The organism is Variovorax sp. 01T439_2, assembly GCF_056398445.1.
This window is the reverse complement of sequence record NZ_JBFTPJ010000079.1, coordinates 1-10697: the sequence shown is the minus strand read 5'-3', so window position 1 is coordinate 10697 and position 10697 is coordinate 1. Positions and strand designations below refer to the sequence as shown.

Genomic DNA, 10697 nt, shown 5'->3' with positions numbered 1-10697 from the left:
CCCGCGGCCTCGCAGAGCCGGGCCGCGAAGTGCGGCTCCAGCGCCGCCACCGCCACGCGGCCGTCGGCGCAGGGATAGACGCGGTAGCCCGCATGGGCGCCGCCGACCGTGCCCGTGGGCTGCGTGAGGCCCCAGGTGCGCGGCAGCGCCAGCCAGTCGGCCGAGGCATTGAGCGCCACCTCGAGGTACAGCCCGTTCGCGCCGGCCGCGGACCGCGCATGCAGGGTGGCTTGCAGCACGGCTTCGCTCGCGAGCAGCGCGCCGCCCATGTCGGCAAAGAGCGTGGGCGGCAGCTCGGTGCCGGTGACGAGGCCGCTTTCGGCGAGGTAGGTCAGGTCGTGGCCCGGTTCCTCGGCGCGTGCACCGGGCGCGCCGACGATCGCCACTTGCGACAGCCGCGGATGCCGCTCCTGCAGCGCAGCCCGGTCGAGGCCGAGCTTGGCCAGCGCAGAAGGGCGGAACGAGGTCAGCAGCACGTCGGTCTGCGCGAGTTCCGCATGCAGCTGCTGCCGTCCGGCCTCGGACTTGAGGTCGGCGGTGCGGACCGCGATCCCTTCGTGCAGCGCGGCATAGGCAGGCTTGTTGTAGTGCCCCATCGGGTCGCCCGCGGGCGGCTCGAACTTCACGCAGGCGGCGCCCATGGCCCGGCAGCGCAGCAGCGCCGCGGGGCCCGGAAGGTTGAGCGCAAGGCTCAGCACGCGTACGCCTGCAAGCGGCTGGAAGGGGGAGGCTGTGGAAGTTGGCATGGGCGGATTCCAGGGAACAGGTCGGCTGCCATTCTCACCCGGTGCCGGGAGCCGGTTTTCGCAAGCCGCGGCACCGGCAGCGCGCGTAGCATGTGCGACGGCGGCGCTCCCTGCCTTGGCGCTGCCGCAACGACCAAGGAGACCACCATGTTCGAACCTTCCCTCATGACCGGCCAGCGCATTCTCGTGACCGGCGGCGGCACCGGCCTGGGCCGGGCCATGGCCGAGCGCTTTCTGGGCCTGGGCGCCGACGTGGCCATCTGCGGCCGGCGCCAGTCGGTCTGCGAGGAAACCGCGGCCGCGTGGCGCCAGCAGTTTCCGGGGCGCCGCATCGACACCTTTGGCGTCGACATCCGCGTGGCGCAGAGCGTCGACGAGATGGTCGAGAGCCTGTTCCAGGGCGGCGGGCTCACAGGGCTCGTCAACAATGCCGCCGGCAACTTCGTCGCGCCGACCGAGAGCCTCTCGCCGCGCGCCTTCGACGCGATTGCGAACATCGTCTTCCACGGCAGCTTCTACGTCACGCAGGCGGTGGGCAAGCGCTGGGTGGCCGAGGCCAAGGCCGGCAAGTGGCAGCAGGGCGACGCGATGCGCAGCGTGATGAGCATCATCGTCACCTGGGTCGACAACGGCAGCCCCTACGTGGTGCCCTCGGCCATGAGCAAGGCCGGCATCGAGGTCATGACCAAGTCGCTCGCGGTGGAGTGGGCGCGCCATGGCATTCGCCTCAATGCCGTCGGGCCGGGCGAGATTCCGACCGAGGGCATGAGCAAACGCCTCAATCCCGGCGAGGAGCCCGGCGCGCGCAGCAAGAAGACCAACCCGATGGCGCGTACCGGCCGCATGAGCGAGCTGCAGAACCTTGCGGCCTTTCTCATGGCGCCGGGCCAGTGCGACTGGCTCACCGGCCAGAGCATCATGATGGACGGCGGCAACGCGCTGGCCACGGGCGGCAACTTCTACGAGCTGCGGCAGTGGAGCGACGACGACTGGCAGGCCGCGCGCGAACGCATCGAGGCGCAGAACCAGAAGGACAAGGCGCAGCGCTGACAGGCGTTATCGTTGCGCCTCATTCCTCAGGAAAATCAAGATGCAACTCATCGGCATGCTCGACTCCCCCTACGTGCGCCGCGCGGCCATTTCGCTGCGCCTRCTGGGGCTTGCGTTCGAACACCGGTCGATCTCGGTCTTCAGCACCTTCGAACAGTTCCGGGCGATCAATCCGGTGGTCAAGGCGCCGACGCTGGTGTGCGACGACGGCACGCTGCTGATGGATTCCACGCTGATCATCGACCACGCGGAAACCATCGCGGGCCGCAGCCTCATGCCGGCCGGCGCTGCAGAGCGGCTGCATGCGCTGCGGGTGCTGGGGCTTGCGCTCGCGGCCTGCGAGAAGACGGTGCAGATCGTCTACGAGCGCAAGCTGCGCCCGCCCGAGAAGCAGCATGCGCCGTGGGTCGACCGGGTGCGGGGCCAGCTGGCCGCTGCCTATGCGGGGCTTGAGGCCGAGATTTCCAGGCTGCCGCCGGTGGCCGATGAAGCCGCCCTTGGGCAGGCGGGCCTGACCAGCGCCGTGGCATGGGGCTTCACGCAGATGATGCTTCCCGAACTGGTCGCGCCGGCCGACTGCCCGTCGCTCGCGGCCTTTGCCGCCGCTGCGGAAAGGCTGCCGGCCTTCGTGGCCCTGCCGCCGGTCTGAACGGATCAGTTCGCGATGTCCGCCCCGCGCTCGGCCAGCAGGCCGCGCAGCAGCGAGCGGTGGCAGCGCGACTCGTCCTCGCAGTAGCAGCCCACCGAAAACGCCGCGGTGTGCGACAGGGCGGCCAGCAGGTCGATGCTGCGGCTCGCATCGGCCTCGGCCATCTCGGACTTGTACTTGCGCATGAAGGCGTTCCATTGCGCAGGCGTTTCCGCCTCCTGGCCCAGCTTCATGGTCTCCGCGGAAGGCGCGAGGTTCGGATACCACACGTCATACCAGTCCTGCGATGCAAATTCGGTCTTCGGAACGCCGCGCGGCGGGCGGCGCACGGTGCCGATGCGCAGGCCCTCTCCGGCCGTGCGCGGCGTGCCCAGGCGAACGATGCGGATGCTCATGCAAGGTCTCCTTTTTGTGCTTCCTTGGCTTCAGGTGCCGACGATAGCGCCATCGCGCCGGCGGATCGCCAGCGTGGCCGAGCGCGGCCGCGCGCTGCCGGACACGGTGCCGTCGGGCCAGGCGCTGTTGGGCGTGGCGCTGCCGTCGTCGCGCGATTCGCCCGGGTGCTGGATGTTGACGAACAGCGTGCGCCGGTCCGGCGTCACCACGCAGCCCGTGACCTCGCTGCCGCTGGGTGCCGTGAGAAAGCGCTTGATGCGGCCCGTGGCCGGATCGGCGCACAGCATCTGGTTGTTGCCGAGCGAGGCATAGGGCGGCTTGCCGATGAGCTGGCCGCTCATGTCGGTCTGGATCCAGAGCAGGCCGCCGCTGTCGAAATGCAGGCCGTCGGGGTTGCCGAAGACGTCGGCATCGTCCGATGGATAGTGCGCGCCGCTGCCCGCCTGCGCGGGATCGCCGGCCAGCGCGAAGTGGTCCCAGCCGAAGCCCGCGCTGCCGGCATCCCCGCCGTCCTCGCGCCAGCGCAGGATGCCGCCGAAGAGATTGCCGGCACGCGGATTGGCCGCATCGGGCGCGGGCTTGCCCGGCTCGCCGCGCTGGCTGTTGTTGGTGAGCGTGACGTACACCTCGCCGGTCTGCGGATGCACCGCGATCCATTCGGGGCGGTCCATCCTGGTGGCGCCCACCGCATCGGCGGCCAGCCTGGCGTGGATCAGCACCTCGGCCTGGTCGGCAAAGCCGCTGTCCGCGTCGAGGCCGTTGCGGCCGTGCACGAGCTCGAGCCACTGGCCGCGGCCGTCGGCATCGAAGCGTGCGGCGTAGAGCGTGCCTTCGTCGAGCAGGCGGCTGTTGGCGGGGGCGCGGGCGCCGTCGCCGGCCATCGAGACCTTGCCGTGGCTCACGAACTTGTAGATGTATTCGAACCTGGCGTCGTCGCCCATGTAGACGACGACGCGCCCATCCTTGGCAAGCGTGCAGGTCGCGCTTTCCTGGCGCTTGCGCCCGAGCGCGGTGCGCTTGACCGGCTTGGCCGCGGGGTCGAAGGGATCGATTTCCACCACCCAGCCGAAGCGGTGGGGCTCGTTCGGATGCCGGCTGATGTCGAAGCGTTCCTCGAAGCGCCAGTACTCCACCCATTGCGAGCCCGGCACCGTGCCGTAGCGGCGCTGCGCGGGCGTGGCGTCCTTCGCTGCTTCCTTCGGGCCGCCGAAGTAGCCGTGGAAGTTTTCCTCGCAGGTCAGGTAGGTGCCCCAGGGCGTGACGCCCATCGCGCAGTTGGCGAAGGTGCCGAGCACTTCGTCGCCGGCCGGATTGGCGGCGGTGCGCATCGGCGCCGCGCCCGCGGCGGGGCCGGCGATGCGCATGGGCGTCTGCCCGTGCACGCGCCGCGCGTAGGGCGAGGGCCGCACCTGGCGCCAGCCGCCCCGCGTGAGCCGGACCTCGATGACCGACACGCCCATCGCATGCAGCGACTTGCGCACCCTCTCGGCGGTCCATTCCTTGCCGCCGCCCGCATGGAGCAGTTGCTCGTCGGTGTACTCGTGGTTCATCACGAGCAGGCCGCGGTCCGGCGACGTGAGCGGAAAGAAGTGCATGCCGTCGTGGTGCATGCCGGCCTGCAGCGCCTGGTCGGCGGCGCTGTTGCTGCCGTCGGTCGCGAAGGCCGGCATCGGCTGCCCGGCGATGCCGGTGGGCGTGCCCCAGGGATAGAGCAGCTGCCATTCGTATTCCGGCGGCACCACCACCGCATCGCGCAGCGACGCCGGCACCGCGGTGAAGCTGAGCACGGGCCGGCCCGGGCCGGCGGGCGCGCTGGCGCCGCGGGAGTGGAACAGCGCCACCACGGCGGCGGCACCCGATTGCAGAAAGATCCGGCGGTCCAGGGGCATGGGTCCTAGGTGTTGGGTAGGCGACAGGCGCCATCATCGCCGAGTACCCGTGCCGGGCGATACTGGCGCAGGAACCGAAGGAGACACTGCCATGGCCGAGCGAATCGAATGGACCCGCCACCCCGACGGCGTGGTGGAACTGCAGCTTGCACGTGCGGACAAGATGAACGCGCTCGATCCCGCGATGTTCGACGCGCTGATCGAAGCGGGCGAAACCCTGCGCGGCGACGCCGCGGTGCGCGCGGTGGTCATCTCGGGCCAGGGCAAGGCTTTTTGCGCGGGCCTGGACATGGCCTCCTTCGAGCGCATGGGGCAGGGCGCCGCCAGCGCGGTGCTGGGCGCGGCTGCGGGCGGCACCGACCTGTCCGCACGCACGCACGGCATTTCGAATGCAGCTCAGTACGTGGCCATGGCCTGGCGCGAGGTGCCGGTGCCCGTGATTGCCGCCGTGCACGGCGTGGCTTTCGGCGGCGGCCTCCAGGTGGCGCTGGGGGCCGACATCCGCATCGTGGCGCCCGACACCAGGCTGTCGGTCATGGAAATCAAGTGGGGCCTGGTGCCCGACATGGGCGGCATGGTGCTGATGCGCGAGCTCGCCCGCAGCGACGTGGTGCGCGAGCTCACCTTCACGGGCCGCATCTTCTCGGGCGAGGAAGCGCTGCAGCTCGGCTTTGCCACGCGGCTGGCGGCCGATCCGCTGGCAGAGGCGCTTCAGATGGCGCACGGCATCGCGGGCAAGAGCCCCGACGCCATCCGGGCCGGCAAGCGCCTGCTCAACGCGGCGCAGTCGCACAGCGCGGCCGAGCTGCTGATCGCCGAATCGGTGGAGCAGCAGGCCTTGATCGGAAGCGCGAACCAGAAGGAGGCCGTGCGGGCCAACATCGAACGGCGGCCGCCGCGGTTTGGCTCGCCGGCCTGAGCCGCCCCAAAGAGGAACCCCCAAAGGCCGGATTCCGGCCTCTTTTTTTGCCTTTTTGGTGCAGAAAGCAGGCAAACCGTCACATCCGGCTGGCGATATGTAAGAATTAAGTATCCTTGTAGGGTGTGCGATCTTCGCCACAAAGCTTCAATTTGTGTGAGGAAGATCACGTCTCGCAAAGGAAAAAGGGCCGGGAAAGGTGGATGTCTTGGTCACATTCCCTAACAATTAATCCTTTTGATTGCGACGGCGCTCTGCATGTCGACCACTTTTTTCTGCAACCTCAGCTTGCCCGTGCTGGTGGGCGAGGATCGCTACAGGTACTTGCCCGTCGTCGCGGTCTTCCGCAGCATCCCGTTCGACCAGGTGGACGAGTGGGTGATGCATCCCGACGGCCAGCCGCGCAGCGACCGCGAATTGGCAGCGGAAGTGCTCGTGGAAATCCGCGAGCCGGCTGGCGGCAGCGTACGCAGTGCGCTGCACTCCTTCGAGGTGGCCGATGTCCTCCAGCTGGACCGTGCGGCCGCCATCGTCGTATCGACCTTCCTTGCAGCCCTGCCGCGCGCCTGACGAGGGCGACAGCCCCGATGCGGGGCTTCTTCAGTGCCTGCCGCGCGCGTCCACCGGCCAGATGGCGACCAGCGTGTCGCCGTCGACCACGTGGTAGGCGTCGTGCAGGTTGACGGTCGGGTCGCAATGCGGCGTGATGAACTCCACCCGGTCGCCGAGCGCGGGCCGCTGCCCGGCGCAAAACAGCTTGCCGTRCTCGTCGCCGAAGAAGGCGTAGCGGCTCGCCGGATCGGCCCCGCGCGCCACCAGCGGCACGCCGCAGTCGGTCGCAAAGCACTTGGTGCCGCCGTCCACGGTGACCCATTCCGCCGCATTGGTGCTCACCACCGCCGTCTGCACGAACAGCGACACCTCGAAGGGTGAAGGCTGCCCCGGGCTGGCCTGCAGCACCTGTGCATATTCCGCATCCATGAACACATAGGAGCCGGCCTGCAGTTCGGTGAAGGCGTCCCGCTGCGCGTCGAGGTCGTGCGTGCCGGTGCCCGCACCCGTGACGATCTCGAAGTGAATGCCGCTGCGCTCGGCCTCCGCAACGATGCGCGCGATGGTTCCGCGCAGGCGGGCCGCGGCGGCGCTGCGCTGCTCGCGGTCGACGATGTGCTGCAGGTTGCCGGCATAGGCCTGCAAGCCGCGCAGCTTCAGGCGCGGCTCGGCCGCGATGCGGCGTGCAAGCTCGAGCACCTGCGCTTCGCTGGCCGCGCCCGTGCGGTTGTAGCCGGCGCCGTAGTCGACCAGCACCTCGAGCGGATGCGGCAGGCCGAGCGTGGCGGCGGCCAGGTCCGCGGCATTGCGCGGGTCGTCCACCACCACCATCATTCCGCCGGGGCCGGCCAGCCTGGCCAGCTTGACCACGCGCGCGATCTTGCTCGGCGTGACGGCCGGGGAGGTGATCAGCACGTCCGGAATGCCGGCCTTGACCATGACCTCGGCCTCGCCCAGCGTGACGCAGCTCACGCCGATGGCGCCCGCGGCCACCTGGCGGCGCGCGATCTCCACCGACTTGTGCGTCTTCACGTGCGGCCGCAGCCCGACGCCGCGCGCCTTGGCAAAGGCGGCCATGCGCTCGATGTTGCGCGTCATGGCGCCAAGATCGAGCAGCAGCGCCGGCGTGTCGAGCGACTGCCGGCCGCCGGCAATTCCGATCAGCGGTTGGTTGACTTGCGAATCAGGAAGCATGGAGAACCTTTGCGGGGGCGCGCATCGGCGCGATGAACGAATGATGGCGAAATGATCGCACCGAAAGGCTTGCGGCGATGCGTCGTCAGTCGTCCTGCGCCGGCAGCCGGTGCGCCGGGCGCCGCAGCGCCAGCCACCAGAAGAACCCCGCGTTGACGGCCCAGCCTCCGGCCAGCAGGAGCAGCGCGGTCTGCGCCACGCCCGGCGCAAGATCGAGCGTCAGCAGGGCGAGCGACCACGGCAAGGCCCCCGTGATCGCCGCCAGCATGGCCGTCTCGCTGTCCGGAAAGGCCGCGCTCGAAACAACGCACACCAAGCCCGCGGCCGTATAGGCGAGCGCGCCGGCGCGCCACCAGGAAGGAAAGATCGGTCGGGTGTCCATGGTGTGCATGGTGCAACGATTGCAGAGGGCCGTGGCATGCCGCGACAGCCGCTCGCGCGAAGCGATGTAAGCCTTCATGCGATGGCGGGCGAGCCGTCGGAGAGAGATCAACCGGCCGGATTGTGCCGGCAGGGAAGCGCGAAGGCGACCGAAGGCAGGTCGGGACGCGGCCCCTCGCCCGATCCGAAGTAGCGCGCGGCAGCGCGTCCCAGGTTGGTGACCTCGTGCACCGTTGCAGAGGGCGGTGCCGCGCCTTGCGATGGCGCGAACGCCACCTTGATGTACCCGGCATCGCGCAGGTCCTTGAGCCGGTCTATTTCAGACGGACTGTGAAACCGCGCCGGCAGCTGCGTCATGAGGATCTGCTTGAAAAGCGTATGCGCCACGTTACGGCTCCCGACCTGAAGGTGATGGGGTAACAAGCGCGCGCATTGTTGCGCGCCGGTCCGGTGCGGAAGATACCCCGGCCGATGCAGCCTATCGATTCCACGTTCGGCATAGGCCTTGGCATACGGGTAGCGCAGGGCCGGCCTTCGAAAGCGGTCTTCTTCCTAGCGCGATCTGGATGGACTGGTGCTCTCCTGGGCCGGTGCCGCGGCGCCGCTGGCAGGAACGTTGCCCGGTCCTTTCGATGGATCGGTGATGCCGTAGAAGAAAAGCACCGCCACCACGATGACCGCAATGACGGCCAGCAGGATCCACATCAGGCGGCGGCCGATGTCGCCTTGCTTGCGCTGCTCTTGTTGGGTTGCCATGAACCCAGCCTGAACCTGCAAGGCGCCGGTGCCATGTCGCTTTGGCGCCTCTTGCTGACGGTGGATTTCCTACGTTGGCCCGCCTCAATTGCTGAGCCACAAAGCAAGCAGCGCGAGCAGGTACACGAGAACCAAGAAGCAATTTCCGGGCAGCTGGCTGCGTTCCATGTGCGTTCTCCAGTGAGGTGGACAACCGGCGCCGCTTGTTTGCATGACTTGGATCAAAGCGTTTCGCCGTGAAGCCACTGTAGGAATTGCGCCGCACGCGTGCATGAGCGGTACGCACCTTTTCCGGGGAGACAAATGTCCTCGCTGCCGCTGCCCACGACGTGACAGGGCTCGGAGACGGCGAGGTGCTGCATTTCCGGGCGCCACGCCCCAACTCAGCCGTGGCAACGCTTTCCGGCCATGCGCGCGTGTTTGTGCACCGCCTTATCCACCGCAACAGTGGAGAACTCTCCCTCTGCCATGGGTGGATCAGAGGGCGTCAGCGAGAAAAGTTGTACACATTTGGTATTACATATGGGTAATAACTAACTCGCGACGCAAGCGGGGAGAACGATCAAGCTGCTTTCCGCCGCGCAGGACTCCGCTGCCTTCCTTTGCTGGGAGGAATCTCAGCGGTTTGTCGTGGTTGCTCGTGGAGCAGAGAAGTGGCCCCGGAGGGGATCGAATATTTGGCTAGAAACCGCGTGGGCGCTCGCTTCTGGCGGTTCTGGTGGCATCGGGTACCTACAAAAATACCGACAAAAACTGAGGCCTGTCGTCATGTCGCACGTTTGCCACGCGCAAGCGCCGGGTCAGGAATTGTGCGAGGGAATAGCGAGTCCTCGTTCCGATTATGTCTGGTTTCTCGGACGGCTCGGCATGGGCCGGGAACAGTCAATAGCGCCATGATAACGCCGATTTGCACGATAACAGTGCAGATGTTATAGTGCGGGACTATAGTTATTTAGGATGAGCCTTGCCAACCCTCGCGACCGCCGTTCTGCGCTACCTCCACGAGGTCCTGGGCATTGAAGCGCCAGCCGTGAAGCCGTGGGCACGTGCCAACGAACTGCCATACTTCCTTCGCGATGCCTTCCAGTTCGGCGAGCTCGAACTGCTGGGGCAGCCCCTTGTCCTGGCGATCGGGCGCGCGCAGGCCAAGCAGTCCCTCAGCGAAGTCCGGACCTGGCTGAACAAGGTCCAGGCCATGGCCGGTCAGCCGGCGGTCTACGTCACCGATGCACTGGCCTCCTACGACCGTCGACGCTTGATCGAGCAAAAAGTCCCGTTCATCGTGCCGGGCAACCAACTCTATCTGCCGGACCTGGGCCTGGACCTGCGCGAGTATTTTCGGCAGCGCGCGCCGGCCACGGAAGCGCTGAGCCCTTCCGCGCAAGCCATGCTGATCACTGCCTTGCTGCGCCAGCCGTGGCAATCCGATTGGCAGCCCTCCGAGATCGCAGTCGCCTTGGGCTACACGCCCATGACACAGTCACGCGCGGTCAAGGAACTGACTGCGGCCGGGCTGGCGACGGCATACACGGTCGGCCGCTCGCGCTGGCTGCGAATGGAACTCCCGCCGGAGCAGGTCTGGGAGCGTGCGAAGCCCGCACTGCGGACGCCGGTCAGGCGTACGGTCTGGGTGGCCGCCCATGGCACCGTTGCACGCCGGCCCGGCCGCCTCGCGGGTCTGAGCGCGCTCGCGCGCTATTCCATGCTGACCGAGCCGAAATGGCCGGTGTTTGCGTTGACCGCCGCCGACTGGAAGGCTGCGACGGATGCCGGCGTTCGCGAGTTGCCTGAGCCCGAAGCGGGCGCCCAGGAATGGCAGCTGTGGAGCTACAGCCCGGCATTGGTGCCAGACGCCCACACGGTGGACCCGCTCTCGCTGACGCTCAGCCTGCAGGAGAACGCCGACGACCGAATCCAGCTCGCACTGGATGAACTGAAAGGACAACTTCCATGGTGAGAGGCTTGGATATTTTCCGGAAGCGCTTTGCGGCATACGTCGACCAGTACGTCCTGATTGGCGGCACGGCCGCGACCTTGACGATGGAGGAGGCCGGGCTGGAATTCCGCGCCACCAAGGATCTGGACATCGTCCTGCATGTGGAGGCGCTGACCCCGGCATTTGGTGAGGCCTTCTGGACATTCGTCGAGGACGGTGGCTATGAAAT

Annotated in this window: 13 protein-coding genes; 6 read left to right on the top strand and 7 right to left on the bottom strand. The window is 67.8% G+C overall.

The genetic code is table 11. The features are described from left to right. Positions 1-746 (bottom strand): CoA transferase (locus AC1DOC_RS06105; protein ID WP_478129539.1); only part of this gene is annotated, 746 nt, incomplete at its 3' end. Positions 747-893: 147 nt separating this feature from the next. Here AC1DOC_RS06105 and AC1DOC_RS06100 point away from each other — a divergent pair. Together AC1DOC_RS06100 and AC1DOC_RS06095 are read left to right on the top strand one after the other, a co-directional pair. Then, on the top strand, positions 894-1796 hold the full coding sequence (locus tag AC1DOC_RS06100) for an SDR family oxidoreductase (RefSeq protein WP_478080855.1): 903 nt from the start codon (positions 894-896) through the stop codon (positions 1794-1796). A 40-nt stretch (positions 1797-1836) separates the two neighbouring features. After that, positions 1837-2445 carry a glutathione S-transferase gene (locus tag AC1DOC_RS06095; RefSeq protein WP_478080854.1) on the top strand — a complete coding sequence of 203 codons (609 nt, stop codon included), beginning with the start codon at positions 1837-1839 and terminating at the stop codon, positions 2443-2445. 5 nt (positions 2446-2450) lie between these two features. Here the strand turns inward: AC1DOC_RS06095 and AC1DOC_RS06090 are convergent, their stop codons facing one another. Together AC1DOC_RS06090 and AC1DOC_RS06085 are read right to left on the bottom strand one after the other, a co-directional pair. Continuing rightward, positions 2451-2840, bottom strand: coding sequence for a DUF488 domain-containing protein (locus AC1DOC_RS06090; RefSeq protein WP_125965692.1), 390 nt, complete (start codon positions 2838-2840; stop codon positions 2451-2453). A gap of 30 nt (positions 2841-2870) precedes the next feature. Beyond that, complete coding sequence (locus tag AC1DOC_RS06085) at positions 2871-4730, bottom strand: PhoX family protein (RefSeq protein WP_478080853.1); 1860 nt, start codon at positions 4728-4730, stop codon at positions 2871-2873. Positions 4731-4821: 91 nt separating this feature from the next. Here AC1DOC_RS06085 and AC1DOC_RS06080 point away from each other — a divergent pair, with 91 nt between their 5' ends. Next, positions 4822-5649: a crotonase/enoyl-CoA hydratase family protein gene (locus AC1DOC_RS06080; protein ID WP_478080852.1), complete on the top strand. Its 828-nt coding sequence runs from the start codon at positions 4822-4824 to the stop codon at positions 5647-5649. A gap of 258 nt (positions 5650-5907) precedes the next feature. Beyond that, complete coding sequence (locus tag AC1DOC_RS06075) at positions 5908-6219, top strand: hypothetical protein (protein WP_012747354.1); 312 nt, start codon at positions 5908-5910, stop codon at positions 6217-6219. Positions 6220-6249: 30 nt separating this feature from the next. Here the strand turns inward: AC1DOC_RS06075 and AC1DOC_RS06070 are convergent, their stop codons facing one another. From AC1DOC_RS06070 to AC1DOC_RS06055, 4 genes are all read right to left on the bottom strand, one after another. Continuing rightward, positions 6250-7395 carry a DSD1 family PLP-dependent enzyme gene (locus AC1DOC_RS06070; protein ID WP_478129538.1) on the bottom strand — a complete coding sequence of 382 codons (1146 nt, stop codon included), beginning with the start codon at positions 7393-7395 and terminating at the stop codon, positions 6250-6252. Positions 7396-7480: 85 nt separating this feature from the next. Next, positions 7481-7777 carry a hypothetical protein gene (locus AC1DOC_RS06065; RefSeq protein ID WP_230537690.1) on the bottom strand — a complete coding sequence of 99 codons (297 nt, stop codon included), beginning with the start codon at positions 7775-7777 and terminating at the stop codon, positions 7481-7483. A 107-nt stretch (positions 7778-7884) separates the two neighbouring features. Continuing rightward, positions 7885-8133, bottom strand: a complete 249-nt coding sequence (locus AC1DOC_RS06060; protein ID WP_307591824.1) for a hypothetical protein — start codon at positions 8131-8133, stop codon at positions 7885-7887. A 195-nt stretch (positions 8134-8328) separates the two neighbouring features. After that, positions 8329-8532 (bottom strand): hypothetical protein, encoded by a 204-nt coding sequence (locus AC1DOC_RS06055; protein WP_012747358.1) that lies wholly within the window; start codon positions 8530-8532, stop codon positions 8329-8331. A 964-nt stretch (positions 8533-9496) separates the two neighbouring features. Between AC1DOC_RS06055 and AC1DOC_RS06050 the strand changes: the two genes are divergently transcribed. Next, a complete protein-coding gene (locus tag AC1DOC_RS06050) occupies positions 9497-10489 on the top strand; it encodes a hypothetical protein (protein WP_436302181.1) in 993 nt (330 codons plus the stop codon). Then, positions 10483-10697, top strand: a 215-nt coding sequence (locus AC1DOC_RS06045; protein WP_478129537.1) for a hypothetical protein, incomplete at its 3' end; no start/stop codon positions are given. The genes AC1DOC_RS06050 and AC1DOC_RS06045, both read left to right, overlap by 7 nt.